The sequence below is a fragment of the Pseudomonas marincola genome (genome assembly GCF_900116605.1).
GTDB lineage: Bacteria > Pseudomonadota > Gammaproteobacteria > Pseudomonadales > Pseudomonadaceae > Aquipseudomonas > Aquipseudomonas marincola.
This window is the reverse complement of the sequence record NZ_FPBC01000002.1, coordinates 45,982-64,668: the sequence shown is the minus strand read 5'-3', so window position 1 is coordinate 64,668 and position 18,687 is coordinate 45,982. Positions and strand designations below refer to the sequence as shown.

16 protein-coding genes are annotated in these 18,687 nt (G+C 59.7%); 10 read left to right on the top strand and 6 right to left on the bottom strand.

Going from position 1 to position 18,687, the window contains the following annotated elements; genetic code table 11:
* Position 1 precedes the first annotated feature (1 nt).
* Positions 2-592: an NADPH:quinone oxidoreductase MdaB gene (gene mdaB, locus BM395_RS04855; RefSeq protein WP_090509294.1), complete on the bottom strand. Its 591-nt coding sequence runs from the start codon at positions 590-592 to the stop codon at positions 2-4.
* A gap of 158 nt (positions 593-750) precedes the next feature.
* On the opposite strand from mdaB, the gene BM395_RS04850 reads away from it, so the two are divergent.
* The 9 genes from BM395_RS04850 (at position 751) to BM395_RS04810 (ending at position 12,305) form a co-directional block, all read left to right on the top strand.
* Positions 751-1,050 carry a putative quinol monooxygenase gene (locus tag BM395_RS04850; RefSeq protein ID WP_090509292.1) on the top strand — a complete coding sequence of 100 codons (300 nt, stop codon included), beginning with the start codon at positions 751-753 and terminating at the stop codon, positions 1,048-1,050.
* A 136-nt stretch (positions 1,051-1,186) separates the two neighbouring features.
* Entirely contained in the window at positions 1,187-1,789 is a 603-nt protein-coding gene (gene betI / locus BM395_RS04845) for a transcriptional regulator BetI (RefSeq protein ID WP_069898218.1), read from the top strand.
* A 207-nt stretch (positions 1,790-1,996) separates the two neighbouring features.
* Positions 1,997-3,469: a betaine-aldehyde dehydrogenase gene (betB, locus tag BM395_RS04840; RefSeq protein ID WP_090509289.1), complete on the top strand. Its 1,473-nt coding sequence runs from the start codon at positions 1,997-1,999 to the stop codon at positions 3,467-3,469.
* Between the two features lie 170 nt (positions 3,470-3,639).
* A complete protein-coding gene (gene betA / locus BM395_RS04835) occupies positions 3,640-5,322 on the top strand; it encodes a choline dehydrogenase (protein ID WP_090509285.1) in 1,683 nt (560 codons plus the stop codon).
* A 245-nt stretch (positions 5,323-5,567) separates the two neighbouring features.
* Positions 5,568-6,977 carry a multidrug transporter subunit MdtD gene (mdtD, locus tag BM395_RS04830; RefSeq protein WP_090509279.1) on the top strand — a complete coding sequence of 470 codons (1,410 nt, stop codon included), beginning with the start codon at positions 5,568-5,570 and terminating at the stop codon, positions 6,975-6,977.
* A 130-nt stretch (positions 6,978-7,107) separates the two neighbouring features.
* A complete protein-coding gene (gene dbpA, locus BM395_RS04825; RefSeq protein WP_069898222.1) occupies positions 7,108-8,487 on the top strand; it encodes an ATP-dependent RNA helicase DbpA in 1,380 nt (459 codons plus the stop codon).
* A 111-nt stretch (positions 8,488-8,598) separates the two neighbouring features.
* Complete coding sequence (locus BM395_RS04820; RefSeq protein WP_212633015.1) at positions 8,599-9,051, top strand: DUF302 domain-containing protein; 453 nt, start codon at positions 8,599-8,601, stop codon at positions 9,049-9,051.
* 124 nt (positions 9,052-9,175) lie between these two features.
* Positions 9,176-10,360, top strand: a complete 1,185-nt coding sequence (locus BM395_RS04815) for a BaiN/RdsA family NAD(P)/FAD-dependent oxidoreductase (RefSeq protein WP_090509775.1) — start codon at positions 9,176-9,178, stop codon at positions 10,358-10,360.
* A 97-nt stretch (positions 10,361-10,457) separates the two neighbouring features.
* Positions 10,458-12,305 (top strand): SLC13 family permease, encoded by a 1,848-nt coding sequence (locus BM395_RS04810; RefSeq protein ID WP_090509275.1) that lies wholly within the window; start codon positions 10,458-10,460, stop codon positions 12,303-12,305.
* A gap of 18 nt (positions 12,306-12,323) precedes the next feature.
* On the opposite strand, the gene BM395_RS04805 is transcribed toward BM395_RS04810, so the two are convergent.
* The 5 genes from BM395_RS04805 to BM395_RS04785 all read right to left on the bottom strand — a co-directional run bounded on the left by BM395_RS04805 (position 12,324) and on the right by BM395_RS04785 (position 16,288).
* The gene (locus tag BM395_RS04805) at positions 12,324-12,983 is read right to left on the bottom strand and encodes a dioxygenase family protein (protein WP_090509271.1); all 660 of its coding nucleotides are present in this window, start codon (positions 12,981-12,983) and stop codon (positions 12,324-12,326) included.
* Between the two features lie 43 nt (positions 12,984-13,026).
* The gene (ald, locus tag BM395_RS04800) at positions 13,027-14,148 is read right to left on the bottom strand and encodes an alanine dehydrogenase (protein ID WP_090509268.1); all 1,122 of its coding nucleotides are present in this window, start codon (positions 14,146-14,148) and stop codon (positions 13,027-13,029) included.
* 188 nt (positions 14,149-14,336) lie between these two features.
* Positions 14,337-15,026, bottom strand: a complete 690-nt coding sequence (locus BM395_RS04795; protein ID WP_069898227.1) for a glutathione S-transferase N-terminal domain-containing protein — start codon at positions 15,024-15,026, stop codon at positions 14,337-14,339.
* Between the two features lie 17 nt (positions 15,027-15,043).
* Positions 15,044-15,724 (bottom strand): glutathione S-transferase family protein, encoded by a 681-nt coding sequence (locus BM395_RS04790; RefSeq protein WP_069898228.1) that lies wholly within the window; start codon positions 15,722-15,724, stop codon positions 15,044-15,046.
* Positions 15,725-15,754: 30 nt separating this feature from the next.
* The gene (locus BM395_RS04785) at positions 15,755-16,288 is read right to left on the bottom strand and encodes a TetR/AcrR family transcriptional regulator (protein WP_170827714.1); all 534 of its coding nucleotides are present in this window, start codon (positions 16,286-16,288) and stop codon (positions 15,755-15,757) included.
* Between the two features lie 206 nt (positions 16,289-16,494).
* On the opposite strand from BM395_RS04785, the gene yccS reads away from it, so the two are divergent.
* Complete coding sequence (gene yccS, locus BM395_RS04780) at positions 16,495-18,684, top strand: YccS family putative transporter (protein WP_069898230.1); 2,190 nt, start codon at positions 16,495-16,497, stop codon at positions 18,682-18,684.
* Positions 18,685-18,687 lie beyond the last annotated feature (3 nt).

The following is an 18,687-nucleotide window of genomic DNA, read 5'->3' as shown; positions in this document are numbered from 1 at the left end:
TTTATGCGTTTAGCGCAAAAACGTCCAGCAGGTGCTGGGTGTAGCGCGCGCAATCGGCTTCGATGGCGGGCACTTTCATCACATCGTTGCAGATGAATGTCGGCAGTGCGCTCATGCCGAGAAACTCGTTGGCCTTGTGAAACGGCAAGTACACCGCGTCCACCCCGGCACCGGCAAAGAAGTCCGACGGGTCATCGAATGCCTGCGTCGGGGCATTCCAGGTCAGCGACAACATGTATTGCTTGCCTTGCAACAGACCACCGCTGCCGTACTTCTGCGAGCTGTCGGAACGCGTGCGGCCGTCATTGGCGTAGAGGCTGCCGTGGCCTGCGGTGAACACTTCATCGACGTACTTTTTCACGGTCCAGGGTGCGCCCATCCACCAGCCCGGCATTTGGTAGACGATGACGTCGGCCCAGAGAAATTTCTCAACTTCCGCCTGAACATCGTAGCCATCGTCTATACGCGTGGTTTTCACGTCGAAACCGGCATGGTCGAGCACTTGCAAGGCGGTCTCATGCAGCGTGGCGTTAAAACGACCATCGGAGTGGGCGAACTGCTTGCCGCCGTCGAGCAGGAGTATTTTTTTCATGACTGTGCATCCTTGAATTTTCAATGGTGCGCAGCCTATCGCCCGCAACAGGCTCGAAACAGCCCATGACCGGCAAATGATATTTGCTTAAAAATCACGAATACACACCAAACTATTGCCTTATTGTTGCCTCCCCGCTAACCAACCCGAGGCTCGACATGATCTTTACCGCCACTGCCTATACCCGCCCTGAACGCGCCGACGACTTCGCCGAACTGTTTGGCGCCTTCGTTCAACCCAGCCGCGAAGAGCCTGGCTGCATCGAATATCACATGCTCCGCGATCAAGCCGACCCGAGCATTTTCACCTTCTTCGAAATCTGGCGATCGGAGGCTGATCTTGAGGTGCACAAGGCGTTGGCGCACATGCAGGCGTTTCATGAAAAACGCATGGAATACCTGCTGCGCGACTTTGAGATCCGCCAGTTCGATGCGGTCGTCAAAAGCCCGCACAGTTGATGTTCAGGGCGCTTGCGTAGCGCAGGGAGTCGGGTATTTTGCTCACCCGGCGGATAATATTGATTGAACGTTCAACAATAATCGGCCTAGACTTTGAGCCTTACCCGCCGCCCTGCTCAATACATCCGGAGTGATAATGCCCAAGGTTGGAATGCAGCCAATACGCCGCTCACAATTGATCAACGCCACGCTCAAGGCGGTTGATCAAGTTGGCATGAGCGATGCCAGTATTGCCTATATCGCCAGGTTAGCCGGTGTTTCCAACGGCATTATCAGCCACTACTTTCAGGACAAGAATGGCCTGCTCGAAGCCACCATGCGTCACCTGATGCTGGCCCTGAGCGATGGCGTTCGCGAGCGCCGCGCTGCGCTCAAGGACAGCAGCCCGCGCGCTCATTTGCGCGCCATCATCGACGGTAACTTTGATGAGACGCAGGTGAACGGCCCGGCAATGAAAACCTGGCTGGCGTTCTGGGCATTCAGCATGCACCAACCCTCATTGCAGCGCTTGCAGCGGGTCAATGACCGGCGCCTCTACTCCAATCTCTGCGGCCAGTTCCGTCGCGTGCTGCCGCAAGACCGTGCCCGCGTTGCGGCGCGTGGCATGGCTGCTTTGATTGATGGCCTGTGGCTGCGCGGTGCATTGTCTGGTGCCCGATTCGACATCAAATTAGCCCTGAAAATCGCCTACGACTACCTCGACACACAAATCGGTTTTATCGAGCCGGCCAAGGTTTAACCCGCCGCAAACGGCTTTTCTGACCAACGTAAGCAAATTCCTCCAGCCCCCATTCCCACTGGCTTCGTGGCGGGATTAGGCATGTCCGGGTCTTTTTATTGATTGATCGTTCAATATAAATCCCGTAGTCTGGGTGGACCTTTCCGGCACCAGCGGCTTAGCTAAACCTCCATTAAGCCCCCGCCACCGCGACAAGAGGACAACTCCATGGCCCGATTCGAAGAACAGCAACTCTACATAGGCGGCGAATATGTCGCAGCCAGCAGCGGCGCTACTTTCGAGAGCATCAACCCGGCAAACGGAGAAGTTCTGGCGAACGTGCAATGCGCCAACAGCGCCGATGTCGAACGCGCCGTTGAGTCGGCCAAGGCCGGGCAAAAAGTCTGGGCGGCGATGACCGCCATGCAGCGTTCGCGCATTTTGCGCCGCGCTGTGGATATTCTGCGTGAACGCAACGATGAGCTGGCAGCGCTGGAGACCCTCGACACCGGCAAGCCGCTTTCAGAAACCCTTTACGTCGATATCGTCACCGGTGCCGATGTACTCGAATACTACGCCGGCCTGATCCCGGCGATTGAAGGCGAGCAGATTCCGCTGCGCGACACTTCATTCGTTTACACCCGCCGCGAGCCGCTCGGGGTTGTTGCCGGTATTGGCGCGTGGAACTACCCGATCCAGATTGCCCTGTGGAAATCCGCACCGGCGCTGGCTGCCGGTAACGCGATGATTTTCAAGCCCAGCGAAGTAACCTCGCTAACCGCGCTGAAACTGGCTGAAATCTACACTGAAGCCGGTGTACCCGCTGGCGTGTTCAACGTGGTGACCGGCACTGGCGCCGAGGTTGGCCAGTTGCTCACCGAGCATCCGGGCATTGAAAAGGTTTCCTTCACCGGCGGCACCGCCACCGGCAAGAAAGTGATGGCCAGCGCGTCCAGCTCCTCCATGAAAGAGGTGACCATGGAATTAGGCGGCAAGTCGCCGCTGATTATCTTTGCCGACGCCGACCTCGAACGCGCGGCCGACATCGCCATGATGGCCAACTTTTACAGCTCCGGTCAGGTCTGCACCAACGGTACCCGCGTGTTCATCCCGCGTGAACTGCAGAGCCGTTTCGAGGCGCTGATCAGCGAGCGCGTGCAGCGCATTCGCATCGGCAGCCCGGAAGATGAGAACACCAACTTCGGCCCGCTGGTCAGCTTCGCCCACATGCAACGCGTACTCGGCTACATCGAGTTGGGCCGCGAGCAAGGCGCGCGCTTGCTATGCGGCGGTGGGCGTATAACCGAAGCTGAATTTGCCAACGGTGCCTACGTCGCGCCGACCGTGTTCACCGATTGCAGCGACGAAATGACCATCACTCAGGATGAGATTTTCGGCCCGGTCATGAGCATTCTGGTTTATGACACGGAAGAGGAAGTAATCCGCCGCGCCAATGCCACCCATTACGGTTTGGCAGCAGGCGTGGTAACGAGCGATCTGAACCGCGCGCACCGGGTTATTCATCAACTCGAAGCCGGTATCTGCTGGATCAATACCTGGGGCGAGTCCGCCGCCGAGATGCCGGTTGGCGGCTACAAGCAGTCCGGCGTCGGCCGTGAGAACGGCTTGAGCACGCTGGCTCATTACACTCGAATCAAATCGGTACAGGTCGAGTTGGGCGACTACGCCTCGGTGTTCTAGAACGCTGCGCCAAGGGCTGCATCCGAACCTGCCGGGCCACTCGCGCACTGACGCTGATGGCCGCGCAGGCAGCCTTTGGATTTATCGCCAGTAGCTGTGTGCGACGCAAGACGCAGCCGAATTGATATCGCCAGAGCCCGGCCGTGAGTTGGGCCAAAGCAGGTCAAAACATGATTGAGAAATACGACTACATCATCATCGGTGCCGGCTCTGCCGGTAACGTGCTCGCCACCCGCCTGACCGAAGACAGCGACGTTAACGTGCTGCTGCTCGAAGCTGGTGGCCCGGATTATCGCTTCGATTTCCGCACCCAAATGCCCGCCGCGCTGGCGTATCCATTGCAAGGCCGTCGCTACAACTGGGCTTACGAGACCGACCCGGAACCGTACATGAATAACCGCCGCATGGAATGCGGGCGCGGCAAAGGCCTCGGCGGCTCGTCGCTGATCAATGGCATGTGCTACATCCGTGGCAACGCCATGGACTACGACGGCTGGGCCAAAGCGCCGGGCCTTGAGGACTGGAGTTATCTGGACTGCCTGCCGTATTTCCGCAAGGCTGAAACCCGCGACATCGGCGCCAACAACTACCACGGCGGCGATGGCCCGGTCAGCGTAACCACGCCCAAGGCCGGCAACAATCCGCTGTTTCACGCCATGATCGAGGCCGGCATGCAAGCCGGGTATCCGCGCACCGATGACCTCAACGGTTATCAGCAGGAAGGCTTTGGCCCGATGGACCGCACCGTAACGCCGAAAGGCCGGCGCGCCAGCACCGCACGCGGTTATCTCGATCAGGCACGGGGGCGCAGCAATCTGACCATCGTCACCCATGCCCTTACCGACCGGATTTTATTCAACGCTAAACGCGCGGTCGGTGTGGCGTATCTGCAAGGCGACAGCAATGAGCCCACCATCGTGCATGCGCGGCGCGAAGTGCTGTTGTGCAGTGGCGCGATCGCTTCACCGCAGATTCTTCAGCGTTCCGGTGTGGGCGCGGCCGAGTTGATTCGCGAGCTTGATGTCGAGTTGGTGCACGAGCTGCCGGGTGTGGGTGAAAACCTGCAGGACCACCTTGAGATGTACCTGCAATACGCCTGCAAGCAGCCGGTGTCGCTGTATCCGGCGCTGCAATGGTGGAACCAGCCGAAGATCGGCGCTGAGTGGATGTTCCTCGGCAAAGGCGTCGGCGCCAGCAATCAGTTCGAGGCCGGCGGTTTCATCCGCTCGCGTCCCGAGTTTGAGTGGCCGAATATTCAGTACCACTTCTTGCCGGTGGCGATTAATTACAACGGCAGCAATGCGGTCAAGGAGCACGGTTTTCAGGCGCACGTCGGTTCCATGCGTTCGCCGAGCCGGGGTCGCGTGCGGGCCAAGTCGAAAGACCCGCGCCAGCACCCGAGCATCCTCTTCAATTACATGTCGCACGAGCAGGATTGGCAGGAGTTTCGCGACGGTATCCGCATCACCCGCGAGATCATGTCGCAAGTGGCGCTCGACCCGTATCGCGGCCGCGAGCTGAGCCCTGGCGTGAACGTGAACAGCGATGCTGAACTGGACGAGTTTGTCCGTCAGCATGCCGAAACCGCATTCCACCCTTCGTGCACCTGCAAGATGGGCACAGACGATATGGCCGTGGTCGACGGCGAAGGCCGCGTGCATGGTCTGGACGGTTTGCGCGTGGTCGATGCCTCGATCATGCCGCTGATCACCACCGGCAACCTCAACGCCCCAACGATCATGATCGCCGAGAAAATCGCCGACAAGATCCGTGGTCGTGCGCCCCTGCCGCGCAGCACCGCGCCGTATTACGTGGCCAACGGCGCCGCCGTACGCGGCCCGTCAATGCGCTAGTCGGCCTGGCCAAACGCATTGTTCGCCCGCCAAAGCTGCGGATTCCACGCCCATTAACAGGTGGAATCCGCAGCGCAGCCTGCCCATGAAACCGGTCAAACCAAGGCGCCTTGAATGCCATACCCGGTTGCCAGTCACGGCGCGTAACGGGCTCTGGCACGCAGTTTTATAGGGCCAGCCGCAGGCAAAAAACACCATGATGGATTAAAGTTGCTGGCACGCCCTCGCCAGTAATCGACCCCATCATGCTTGATGCCCGCACCGCCAAGATGCTGCCCTGGATCGTCGCGATTGCATTCTTCATGCAAACCCTCGACGGCACGATTCTCAATACTGCACTGCCAAGCATGGCGGCGGATCTGCAAGAGAATCCGCTGCGCATGCAATCGGTGGTGATTGCCTACATGCTCACCGTGGCGGTACTGATTCCGGCCTCGGGCTGGATCGCCGACCGCTTCGGCACACGGCGCATCTTCTTCGGCGCAATCCTGCTATTCACCCTCGGCTCCCTGCTCTGCGCGCTCTCGCCATCGCTGAATATGCTGGTCGGCGCGCGGGTGATTCAGGGCCTTGGCGGCGCCTTGATGATGCCCGTCGGACGCTTGGTGGTGTTGCGTGCCTACCCGCGCACAGAGCTGGTGCGGATCATGAGTTTTATCACCGTGCCGGCGCTGCTCGGCCCACTGATTGGCCCGACACTGGGCGGCTGGCTGGTTGAATACACCAGCTGGCACTGGATATTTCTCATCAACATTCCGGTCGGAATATTGGGTTGCTGGGCGGCGTGGAAGGTCATGCCGGATCTGCGTGGCGCCGAGCGCACCCGCTTCGACCTGCCGGGCTTTTGCCTGTTTGGCGCGGCCATGCTACTGATCAGCATTGCCCTCGAAGGCCTCGGCGAGATGCACCTGCCACACGTTCGCGTGTTGATGTTGCTGCTCGGCGGCATCGCGTGCCTGGCCGTGTATTGGTTACGCGCCGGGCATACCGAGAACGCCTTGTTCCACCCGCGCCTGTTCAACACCCGCTCGTTTGCCGTGGGCATTCTCGGCAATCTGTTTGCTCGCTTGGGCAGTGGCGCGTTGCCGTTCCTCACGCCTTTGCTGCTGCAGGTGGCGATGGGTTACTCACCGGCGCAGGCCGGCATGAGCATGATCCCGCTGGCATTGGCGGCGATGCTGGTCAAACCGCTGGCCAATCCACTGATCAACCGCCTCGGTTATCGCCGCGTACTCACCACCAACACCTTGCTGTTGGGTTTGCTGATCGCCAGCATGGCGTTGATTGATAACGACAGCTCGCGGATTCAGCTACTGGTGCAACTGTTTCTGATTGGCGCGGTGAACTCGCTGCAATTCACCGCGATGAATGCCGTGACCCTGATTGATCTGCCCGACGCAGACGCCAGCAGCGGCAATGGCCTGCTCTCGGTGGTGGCGCAGTTGTCGATGAGTTTCGGGGTGGCGGCGGCGGCCGCATTGCTGGGCGGTTTCACGCTGGACAATGAGGACAGCGCAGACGGCGTACTCAGAGCTTTCCACGCCACCTATCTGTGTATCGGCGGTTTGTCGATGCTCGCCGCGGCGCTGTTTCTGCAACTGCCACGGCGCGGCAGCCGTCACCGCAAGAAGGACATACCGGACGTAGGCGACTGAGCGACGGCGAGGCGCTGTCGGATTGCGGCCACTTTTAGCGATCAAAGGCGCCCATTACCCCACAGGTTGGCGCAAGTTACGCCGCGCCACCTGCTACACTGCGCGCCATTCCGTTCTGCAGGTCTTTACCGTGACTAACACCGCTTTTTCTTCACTGCCGCTGTCTGATGCCATGCTGGCCAACCTTGAATCCCTCGGCTACGCCGAAATGACCCCGATTCAGGCGCAAAGCCTGCCGGTGATCCTCAAGGGTATGGACCTGATCGCTCAGGCCAAGACCGGCAGTGGTAAAACGGCCGCCTTTGGTATTGGCCTGCTCAACCCGCTCAACCCGCGCTTTTTCGGCTGTCAGGCACTGGTCATGTGCCCGACCCGCGAATTGGCCGATCAGGTTGCCAAGGAAATCCGCCGGCTGGCGCGCAGTGCCGACAACATCAAGGTGCTGACCCTTTGCGGCGGCGTGCCCTTTGGCCCGCAGATCGGCTCGCTGGAGCACGGCGCGCAGATTATCGTCGGCACGCCGGGGCGCATCCAGCAGCACTTGGCCAAAGGCACGCTGAAACTCGACGGTCTGAATACTCTGGTTCTCGACGAAGCCGACCGCATGCTCGACATGGGCTTTTACGACAGCATCGCCGAAATCATCAGCCACACCCCGGACCGCCGTCAGACGTTGCTGTTCTCAGCCACCTACCCGAGCAGTATCAAGCAGCTCTCGGCATCGTTCATGCGCGACCCGCAGCGGGTTAAAGCCGAGGCCATGCACGACGACACGCAAATCGAGCAGCGTTTCTACGAGATCTCCCCGGAAGAGCGCATGGACGCCGTGGTCAAAGTGCTTGCCAGCGCTCGCCCGGAGTCTGCGGTGGCGTTCTGTTTCACCAAGCAGCAGTGTCAGGAAGTGGTCGAGCACCTGACCGCCAACGGCATTTCTGCCGGTGCGTTGAACGGCGACCTTGAGCAGAAAGACCGCGACCAGATTCTGGCGATGTTTGCCAACCGCAGCCTGTCGGTTCTGGTGGCCACCGATGTGGCGGCGCGAGGTCTGGATATCGACGCACTCGACATGGTGATCAACGTCGAGCTGGCGCGTGACTCGGAAACCCACATTCACCGCGTGGGCCGTACCGGTCGTGCGGGCGCCAAAGGGGTTGCCGTCAGCCTGGTAGCGCCGCCAGAAGCGCATCGCGCTCAGGCAGTGGAAAAACTCCAGCAAGGTGCGTTGACCTGGCATCCGCTGAGCAGCCTCAAGCCGATGGCAGGCGAACCGCTGCAGCCGCCGATGATCACCCTGTGCATTGGCGCCGGGCGCAAAGACAAACTGCGCCCCGGTGACATTCTCGGCGCCCTGACTGGCGATGCCGGAATTCCCGGCTCGGCCGTCGGCAAGATTGCGATCTTCGACTTCCAGGCCTATGTCGCGGTCGAGCGCAGCGCTGCCAAGCAAGCGCTCAGCCGCCTCAACAGCGGCAAGATCAAAGGCCGCACGTTGCGCGTTCGCGCCCTGTAAGTGCTGACCGCGCCGGCCGATTGTTTCATCCAGCCTATGCGCTGAAACAATCGGCCGCTTTACGGCTCTACTAAGCTAATGGCCTTGCCATATCAACCTTAGGAGCCAAACGTGAATCTGATTAAAAACCTCTCAACTGTTGCACTGTTGGCGCTCGCTTCCGTGAGCTACGCCGCAGACGGCCTGACGGCCCTGAAAAGCCCGCACAGTGTCGACGAGACCCTGCAACGCATCGAGCAATCACTCGCCAAGCGCGAGCTGAAAGTGTTCGCCAATATCGACCACAGCGCCGGCGCAAAAAGCATCGGGCAAACCTTGCGGCCAACCCGCCTGTTGATATTCGGCAACCCCAAGGGCGGTACGCCGCTGATGCAGTGCGCGCAAACCAGCGGGATCGATCTGCCGCTGAAAATGCTGGTCTGGGAGGATGAGGCAAACCAGGTTTGGGTGGGTTACAACGACCCGGCCTATATCGGCAAGCGCCATGATGCGGGCGATTGCGCCGTGATTCCCAAACTGGAGAAAGCCCTGCAGGGCATCGCCGCTGAAGCCACTGCATCCTGATAATCGCAATCGCGACTGCGCACACACAGCGCGCAGCAGTTTTGCAGAGGATTACCTAACCTTCGGGTAAACTGCGCGCTTGTGCGCCGGCGATTCGGCGCTGCGTCGTGTTGAGGGAAATGCTGTGCTCGCTGCAAATGTCGTGATCATCGGTGCCGGTGCTGCCGGTTTAATGTGCGCCCTGACAGCCGCTGGCCGTGGCCGCAGCGTGCTGCTGCTGGATCACGCCAACAAGGCCGGCAAGAAGATCCTCATGTCCGGCGGCGGGCGCTGCAACTTCACCAACATGTATTGCGAGCCGGAAAACTTTCTCTCCACTAACCCGCACTTCTGCAAATCTGCTCTGGCGCGTTATACCCAGTGGGATTTCATCGGTTTGGTCGGCAAGCACGGCGTGCCGTATCACGAGAAAAAACTCGGCCAGCTGTTTTGCGACAACAAGTCGAGTGACATTCTCGCCATGCTCCTCGCCGAGTGCGATGAAGCTGGCGTGGACCTGCGTCTGGAAACCTCGGTCGAACAAATCGACAAAACCGACGCGGGCTACACATTGCAAACCAGCGCTGGCAAGGTCAGTTGCGAGTCACTGGTGATTGCCACGGGCGGCCTGTCGATTCCAACACTGGGCGCCACCGGCTTCGGTTATCAGGTGGCCCGCCAGTTCGGCCACAGCATACTGCCGACCCGCGCCGGTCTGGTGCCGTTCACGATTACCGACCCGCAGCTGAAAACCCTGTGCACGGAGTTATCCGGCACCTCGGTTGAAGATTGTCTGGTGAGCTGCAACGGCACCACGTTCCGCGAGAACATCCTGTTTACTCACCGCGGCCTGAGTGGCCCGGCGATTTTGCAGATTTCATCGTTCTGGCAGCCGGGCGATACCGTACACATCGACCTGCTGCCGCACATTGACCTGCCCGAATGGCTGGCCACCCAGCAGCAGGAACGCCCCAACAGCGAATTGAAAACCCTGCTCAGCGAATTGCTGACCAAGAAAATGGTCACCCTGCTGGCAGACAACTGGTTCAGCAACAAACCCATGAAGCAGTACACGCCTGCCGAGCTGAAACAGATCGCCAACAAGTTCTCGGACTGGCAACTGGTGCCTGCAGGCACGGAAGGCTATCGCACCGCCGAAGTGACGCTGGGCGGGGTTGATAGCCACGAAGTCTCGTCAAAAACCATGGAGTCACTGAAGTCTCCGGGGTTGTATTTCATCGGTGAAGTGCTGGATGTTACCGGCCATCTTGGCGGTTTCAATTTCCAATGGGCCTGGGCTTCCGGATACGCCGCTGCGCAATACGCGTGAGGCGTCTCGGAACCAACTCACACATTTAGGTTACTTAAGCAGTAGGACTACTGTGTTTGCATCAATGATGTTTCCTCAGACAAGGAAAGCAACCTGAATGACCCAAGACCAAGGCCTGATTTTCGCCATATTGGCGGCCACAATCGGATTGTTTATATGGGGCCGCTGGCGACATGACATTGTCGCACTCGCCTCCTTGCTCGCCTGCGTAATCACCGGCCTGGTCCCTGAACAGGATGCGTTCGCAGGCTTTGGCCATCCGGCCGTGATTACCGTAGCCTGCGTGTTGGTGCTCAGCTACGGCCTGCAAACAACCGGCGCCATTGATGCTCTGGCGCAGCGCGTGCTGCCGAAAAATCTCGGCCCGGTGATGGCCATCGCCTCACTCACGGCGCTTGGTGCGCTGCTCTCGGCGTTCATGAACAACGTCGGTGCGCTGGCGTTACTCATGCCCATTGCGCTGCAAATCGCCAAGAAGCAAGACCTGCCGCCCGGACGCATCCTCATGCCGCTGGCCTTCGGCACCATTCTCGGCGGCATGACCACGTTGATCGGTACGCCGCCCAACCTGATTGTTTCAAGCTTCCGCGCCAAGACCGATGCCGGCCACTTTGCCATGTTCGACTTCAGCCCGGTTGGGGTCACCGTGGCGCTCAGCGGCGTGCTGTTCATCGCCCTGATCGGCTGGCGACTGGTGCCGAAACGTCAGGTCGGCAACGCCGCCAGTTTCGACACCGGCACCTACCTCACTGAAGCGCGGGTCAAGGAAGGCGGCAAAGCCGATGGCAAAACCCTGCGCGAAATAGAACAGTTGCTTGAGGAAGCCGATGCACAGGTGGTCGCCATGGTGCGCAACGCCTTGCGCCTGTCCGCGCCCAACCCCCGGCGCATCCTGCAAGCCGATGACGTTCTGGTAATCGAGGCAGATCCCGAGGCCCTTGGCTCGGTGCTGAACAATCTCGGCTTGGGGCTGGAAGCCAAGATCGAAGCCGAGGCAAAGGCCAAGGCTGAAGAAGACGAGAAAGCCAATAAGACCGAGCCGAAAAAAACCGAGAAAGACGAAAGCGAGAAGAAAGACAGCAACGGAGATGAGAGCAGCATGCTCGAAATGCTGGTTCGCCCCGACTCAACCCTGATCGGCCGCTCGGCACAAAGCATTCACCTGCGCAGCCGTCACTCACTTAACCTGCTGGCGATCTCCAGAGAGAGCCATCGTTCGGTCAAACGGTTGCGTTCAACCCTGATTCAAAGTGGTGACGTGCTGTTGATTCAAGGCCTGGCAGAGGACGCCGCCGAGTTCGCCAGTGAATACTCCTGCGTACCGCTGGCCGATCGCGCGATCAGCATTCCCGACCCCGGCAAGGCCACACTGGCGCTTTGCGTCATGCTGTTGTCGATTATTGCGGCGGCATTCGGCCTGCTTTCTGCAGCCGTGGCATTCGCGCTTGGCGTGCTGGTTTACATGGTGATGCGGGTCATTCCGCTGCGCTCGCTGTATACCGCGATCGACTGGCCAGTGATTGTGTTGCTGGGCGCGATGATTCCGGTCGCAGGCGCCATGTCCGAAACGGGTGCGGCCGACCTGATCGCCAGAGAGTTGATGGAAACGGTCGCCCGGGGCCAACCGATTGCAGTGCTGGCACTGATTCTGGTGATCAGCATGACGCTCTCGGACTTCATGAACAACGCGGCTACTGCGGCGGTGATGTGCCAGATTGCCCTGAGTGCGGCCAATCAGTTGGGGGTAAATCCGGACTCGATGCTGATGGCGGTAGCGATTGGTGCTTCATGCTCATTCCTGACGCCGATTGGCCACCAGAACAACACGCTGATTCTCAGCCCCGGCGGCTTTCGCTTTGGCGACTACTGGCGGCTGGGTTTGCCAATGGAAATACTCGTGGGGCTGATCAGCATACCCATGCTGCTGTGGGTTTGGCCGCTATAGCTCAAAGCACCGCTTGAGCTAGGATCGATGCGCAGCCAGCGCGGTTGGCGGCGCATTGAGGCCAAGCACGATATCGAACCTGGCGACTTGTTTCTCAACTTTGGCGCCCGCGACCGGCACGAAAGGCACGATCAATTGTTCACGCCGGGCAGGATTGCTCAGTGCATTGAGTTGCGGGTCGCGGGCATTGTGCCGTTCACCGCGGATATAGCATTGCGTCACGAAACGTGGCTTGCCGGCCACACTCACGGCGATATTAATGTGCGGCGCACGCGTGCCGACAGCACCGGGGCGCACGGTGACAAAACTGTATTGGCCGTTGCTGTCGGTAGTGGCCTGCCCGTAGCCCTGAAAATTTTCATCACGGCCATGATGCTCATTGAAGTAATGGCCGCCGGCATCGGCCTGCCAGATTTCGACCTGAGCGCCCGCAACTGGCTCGCCTTGCGCATCGACAATCTGCCCGAATAGCTCGACCACAACACCGCTGGCCGCTTGGGTGTGCATGCGCACCTGGGTGAGATCATTGTCGCGGTCTTCGGGTAACTGCACCGGATAGAACGCCACGGCTGCCTGCGCGGGCGTTGGCGCGCTGACCGCCCAAGCGGCAGGCGCCAGCAGCAAGCAGCTGCTGGCGATGGCAGTAACCCATAAGCGCTGGCGACCGAGGCACGGCATACAAAGCTCCCTGAGCAAGACGTACCTTCAGTTTAGCCACAGATCAAAGATGCTCCAGCACACTGGTTGCCGACTTATAGGCAAGGCCATGCGCCTGCGCAACGCTGTCGCAAGTGATGACGCCCCGGGCCACGTTCAGGCCGTTGCACAGATGGGCGTCGCTCTCCAGCGCTGAGCGGGTGCCCTTCTCGGCCAGGGCAATGACAAATGGCAGCGTTGCATTATTCAACGCCAGCGTTGAAGTCCGCGCCACAGCGCCTGGCATGTTGGCGACGCAATAGTGCACCACCTCGTCGACCACGTAAGTCGGTTTGTCGTGGGTGGTGGCCTTGGAGGTTTCGGCACAGCCGCCCTGATCAATCGCCACATCCACCAACACCGAACCTGGCAACATGCTGCTGACCATCTCCGCCGTCACCAGTTTTGGCGCCGCGGCGCCAGGAATCAGCACACCGCCAATTACCAGATCGGCTGCCAATACTTGCTGGCGCACCACGCTGCGCGTTGAGTAGAGCGTGGTGATGCGATTGCCATACAGTGAATCCAGCCGGCGCAGTGCATCGACGCTCTTATCCAGCACCGTGACATCAGCGCCGAGGCCGACAGCCATAGCCAGTGCATGACTGCCAACCACTCCACCGCCCAATATCACCACCTTGCCCGGCGCGACGCCTGGCACGCCACCGAGCAACACGCCGCGCCCGCCTTTGGCTTTCTCCAGACAACTGGCACCGGCCTGAATCGACATGCGCCCGGCAACCTCAGACATCGGCGCCAGCAAGGGCAACCGTCCGTGATTGTCGGTGACCGTTTCGTAGGCAATGCAGGTGGCGCCGCTGGCGATCAGGTCATCGGTTTGCGCCCGGTCCGGTGCCAGATGCAGATAGGTAAACAGGGTGTGATCGGGCCGGAGCATGGCGCGCTCAGCGGCCAACGGTTCCTTGACCTTAACCACCAAAGAGGCCGACTCGAACACAACCTGAGCGCTGCTGGATATTTGCGCGCCTGCCGCAATGTAATCCTCGTCGCTGAAACCTATTTCGGCACCGGCACGGGTTTCGATAAAAACCTCATGGCCCAATGCACTGAGTTCGGCTACCGAATGCGGCGTGAGGCCGACACGGTATTCATGGTTTTTTATTTCTTTGGGTACGCCGATGCGCATAGCCACCTCCAGGCAGTCAGGGAGAACGGGTTGCCATCCATTCAGTCTAGAAAACCCGCTGCCTGTACCAACCTGAATAGTCGGACTTTTTCAGGGATATCACCTGAATCGAAAGAATTTTCGCCAATCCAGAAACTAAAAAGGCGCCGAGCACTGTGTCTCGACGCCTTGATCGTATCGCGTAGGGCTTAGCTGCCTTGCCCGAACAGTAACTTGCGCGCCTCGGGAGTGAGCAGCGCCTGCGCATCCGGATTAACTTCCAGCGCCATCGCGTAAGCGCGTTGAACCGCAGGGCGTGCGGCCATGCGCTCAAGCCAAAGCGCCATGTTCGGAAAGTCTTCAATGCGCTGCTTCTGCCCTTCCCAGACTCGCGCCCACGGGTAGATAGCCATGTCGGCGATTGAATAATCACCGGCAACATACTCGCGGCCATCCAACTGGCGATCCAGCACGCCGTATAAACGCGCCGTTTCCTTCACGTAGCGCTCAATGGCATACGGCACAGGCTCGGGCGCATAGCGATTGAAATGGTGATTCTGCCCGGCCATGGGGCCTAAACCGCCCATCTGCCAATGCAGCCATTGCAACACCTGCATCCGCGCACGAACAGCCGTTGGCAGAAACTGCCCCGACTTATCGGCAAGGTACTCAAGGATCGCGCCCGACTCGAACAGCGCAAGCGGCTCGCCGCCATCAGCGGGCTGGTGGTCGACAATCGCCGGGATGCGGTTGTTCGGGGCAATCTTCAAGAACTCTGGCGCAAACTGCTCGCCCTTACCGATATGAATCGGGCATACCCGATAGTCGAGCCCTGCCTCCTCAAGGAAAATACTCACCTTGTGGCCGTTTGGCGTCGTCCAGTAATAAAGGTCGATCATCGCAGGGCTCCGTTGTATCAGGCGGCGCGGACAACCGGGCCATGTTGAGCTTCGTAATCCTTGAGGATGCGCTGGAACCAGGCATCCACAGCCGAGCCCGACTCCCACGGCTGCTCGCCCAAACACCAGGCCCAGAGGAACAGGCCGGCAATCAGGTAATCAGTGCCCGCAGGCGCTTCCCCATCCAGATACGGCTGGTCTTTAAGCCACCCTTCAAGCGGTGCAGCGGCTTTGCCGAATGCGTCAATTCCAGCTTCGCGGTCGGCAAAATCTTCGAGTGTTGTACCCAGGGCCTTTTCACGGCTGGTGCGGAAATATTCTTTGTCGGCTTCGTCGATGCAGGCGAACACGCGCGGCACCAGAATCTTCAGCAACGGCATGCGCAGTGCACCGAAAATCAGGCGTTCCAGAAGACGTGCGCGGTTGGCTGAAACAGCATCACCGAGCAGCGGCTTTTGCGGATACTGCGCATCGAGGTAGCTGAAAATTGCCATGCTGTCGTTCACAGCGGTTTCGCCGTCACGGATAACCGGCACCGCTTTCTGACCGGAAAACTCAATCGGCTGTTTATCGGTAAAGCGCAGCGGCTGGCTGGTGAAAGGCAGGTCCTTGTGCGCCAGCGCCAATCTCACTCGCCAGCAGTACGGTGAAAACAAATGCTCGGGGTTGGCACCGCGTAGTTCAAATAACTCAATCATCATCGTTCCCTGTAATGGTTCAAGGTGGTGTTAGCGCAAGGTGCTCATGACCGTTGCGACGGTGGACTCGATGCTCGCGGCCGGTAACCCTGACTTGACTTGGGTACGTAAACCGCTCATCACGCATTGCAAATAGCGCCCAAGGGCGCGGGTGTCGGCGCCCGGAGCCAACTCGCCAGCGGCTTGAGCGCGCTCCAGTGCAGCACTGAATACCTGACAAAAGCCTTCGGTGGCCGCTTGCACCTGGCTCAAGACCTGTGGCTCGCTGAGCGAGAATTCATTGGCCACATTAACCAGCATGCAGCCACGCGGGACGCCATCAAGGCCTTCGTCATCAAGCACACCGAGCAGACGATTACGGATGTACTCAAGTGGCGAATCCGCCTCCTCCAGCAACGTCAGCAACATTTGCTGGCGTTGGCCGCAGTAATGGCTGAACGCAGCCTCAAACCAGGCCAGTTTGCTGGGGTAGGTTTGATAGAGACTGCTTTTCGACAAGCCGGTCGCGCTAAGCAGGTCTTGCAGGGAAGTGGCTTCATAGCCACGCTGCCAAAAGACCTGCATGGCACTCTCAAGGGCTTGCTCGGGGCAAAATGATTTGGGGCGTCCACGGTTCATGGATCCATTTATGAACCGAGCGGTTCCAAATTGCAACCCCCGAACAAACAGCGCGCCCTCAAACAATTGTTTTCAATCACCGGCAACAGGTCGTAGCACCGCGCCTAGCTGATCCGCTAATCTTTAGCGACTCATGTCTGCAAGGCCAGTCGATGCCCAGCACCTCACTTCGTCATTCGCTTCGCCGCCTCTGGGCACTGGAAAAATTTGGCTACAGCTTGCGGGTGTTCATTGCCCTCGCCGGCGGCTTGATCCTTTGCTGGAGTCAGGGCTGGATGGAGGCGCTGATCCCGGTTTTTCTCGGGGTGATCGCCAGTGCGCTGGCAGAAACCGATGACAGCTGGAGTGGCCGCCTGCGGGCATTACTGGTCACCCTCGCCTGCTTCACGGCCGCTGCCTACGCGATAGAACTGCTATTTCCCTACCCCTGGTTATTTGTCAGCGCGCTGGCGGTTTCCGCCTTCTGCCTGACCATGCTCGGCGCTCTGGGCGAGCGCTATGCAACGCTGGGCCAGGCCACGTTAATTCTCTCGGTCTACAGCATGATCAGCGTCGAGCAGCGCGGCGTGTCTGATCACTTCAGCTTGCAGCCACTGATTCTGGTGGCCGCCGCCGCGTGGTACGGCTTGCTCTCGGTTCTCTGGCATGCCCTGTTTGCCAATCAGCCCGTGCAGCAGAGCCTTGCCCGGTTGTTCCGCGAGCTGGGCCAGTACCTCAAGCTCAAGGCCGCGCTGTTCGAGCCATTACGCCAGCTCGATGTCGAAGAACGCAGGCTGGCACTGGCCAAGCAGAACGGCAAGGTTGTCGCCGCACTGAATGCGACCAAGGAAATAATCCTGCACCGCGTTGGCAGCGGTCGGCCCGGCGTTAAAGTCAGCCGCTACCTGAAGCTGTATTTCCTGGCGCAGGATATTCACGAGCGCGCCAGCTCATCGCACTACCCGTACACCCAACTGGCCGAGGCGTTTTTTCACAGCGACGTACTGTTCCGCTGTCAGCGCCTGCTGCGTTTGCATGGCGAAGCCTGCCAGCGCTTGGCTCAGGCCATTGAACTGCGCCAGCCTTACGAGTTTCGCGCGCTGTGTTCCGAGGCGCTGGAAGACCTGCACCAGTCGCTCGACTACCTGCGCCAGCAAAACAACCCGCAGTGGCGGCACCTGCTGCGCTCGCTGAAGGCGCTCACCGGCAACCTCGGCACGCTGGACCAACTGCTGAGCAATGCCAGCAATCCCGATGCACTGGCCGAGGAGCAGGACAGCAGCCTGTTCGACCGCGAGCCGCAATCGTTCAAGGATGTCTGGGAGCGACTGCGCCAGCAACTCACCCCGACCGCCCTGCTGTTTCGCCATGCGCTGCGCTTGTCCATCGCGCTGGCGGTGGGTTACGGCATTCTGCAATGGATTCACCCGACCAAGGGCTACTGGATTCTTCTGACCACGCTGTTCGTCTGCCAACCCAACTACGGAGCAACCCGACGCAAACTGGTGCAGCGTGTGTGGGGCACCGTGTTGGGCCTGGTAATTGGCTGGGCGCTGTTCGACCTGTTCCCTTCGCAGGAAGTACAGGCCCTGTTTGCAGTAGTCGCCGGCGTGGCCTTCTTCGCCACACGAAGCACGCGCTACACGATGGCCACAGCGGCGATTACATTGCTGGTGCTGTTCTGCTTCAACCAGACCGGCGACAGCTATGGGCTGTTCGTTCCACGGTTGGTGGATACACTGATCGGCGGTTTGATCGCTGGCCTGGCGGTGATGCTGATTCTGCCCGACTGGCAAGGCAGACGTTTGAGCAGCGTGGTGGCCAACACGCTGACCTGCAACAGTGTGTACTTGCGCCAGATTATTACCCAGTACGCACAGGGCAAACGCGACGACCTGAATTACCGGCTGGCCCGGCGCAATGCACACAACGCGGATGCGGCGCTGTCCACAACGCTGGCCAATATGCTGATGGAGCCGGGGCATTTTCGTAAGGATGCCGACATCGGCTTCCGCTTTCTGGTGCTGTCGCACACCCTGCTCAGCTATCTCTCCGGGCTCGGCGCGCATCGTGGTGAATCGTTACTGGCACCCGAACAAACTCATTTGCTTGATGACGCCTCGAGCATTGCCGATTCGCTTGAGGAGATTGCCGGTCACTTGCGCGCCAAGACCCGCGTGCCGATCCACAGCGATAGCGAGGAGCAATTGGCGCAGAGCCTTGAGCAAGTCAGCGAAGACCTCGATGACCAACAGCGTCTGGTGCAAACCCAGCTGGCCTTGATCTGCCGTCAGCTCGGGCCGCTGCGCACCCTGGCCGCGCATTTGCTCAAGCCCCCCAAAAATCAAACTGCCGAAACCTGAGCC

Coding starts and splice junctions, on each gene's coding strand:
- mdaB (WP_090509294.1), bottom strand. CDS start 592: ATGAAAAAAATACTCCTGCTCGACGGCGGCAAGCAGTTCGCCCACTCC.
- BM395_RS04850 (WP_090509292.1), top strand. CDS start 751: ATGATCTTTACCGCCACTGCCTATACCCGCCCTGAACGCGCCGACGAC.
- betI (WP_069898218.1), top strand. CDS start 1,187: ATGCCCAAGGTTGGAATGCAGCCAATACGCCGCTCACAATTGATCAAC.
- betB (WP_090509289.1), top strand. CDS start 1,997: ATGGCCCGATTCGAAGAACAGCAACTCTACATAGGCGGCGAATATGTC.
- betA (WP_090509285.1), top strand. CDS start 3,640: ATGATTGAGAAATACGACTACATCATCATCGGTGCCGGCTCTGCCGGT.
- mdtD (WP_090509279.1), top strand. CDS start 5,568: ATGCTTGATGCCCGCACCGCCAAGATGCTGCCCTGGATCGTCGCGATT.
- BM395_RS04810 (WP_090509275.1), top strand. CDS start 10,458: ATGACCCAAGACCAAGGCCTGATTTTCGCCATATTGGCGGCCACAATC.
- BM395_RS04805 (WP_090509271.1), bottom strand. CDS start 12,983: ATGCCGTGCCTCGGTCGCCAGCGCTTATGGGTTACTGCCATCGCCAGC.
- ald (WP_090509268.1), bottom strand. CDS start 14,148: ATGCGCATCGGCGTACCCAAAGAAATAAAAAACCATGAATACCGTGTC.
- BM395_RS04795 (WP_069898227.1), bottom strand. CDS start 15,026: ATGATCGACCTTTATTACTGGACGACGCCAAACGGCCACAAGGTGAGT.
- BM395_RS04790 (WP_069898228.1), bottom strand. CDS start 15,724: ATGATTGAGTTATTTGAACTACGCGGTGCCAACCCCGAGCATTTGTTT.
- BM395_RS04785 (WP_170827714.1), bottom strand. CDS start 16,288: ATGCAGGTCTTTTGGCAGCGTGGCTATGAAGCCACTTCCCTGCAAGAC.
- yccS (WP_069898230.1), top strand. CDS start 16,495: ATGCCCAGCACCTCACTTCGTCATTCGCTTCGCCGCCTCTGGGCACTG.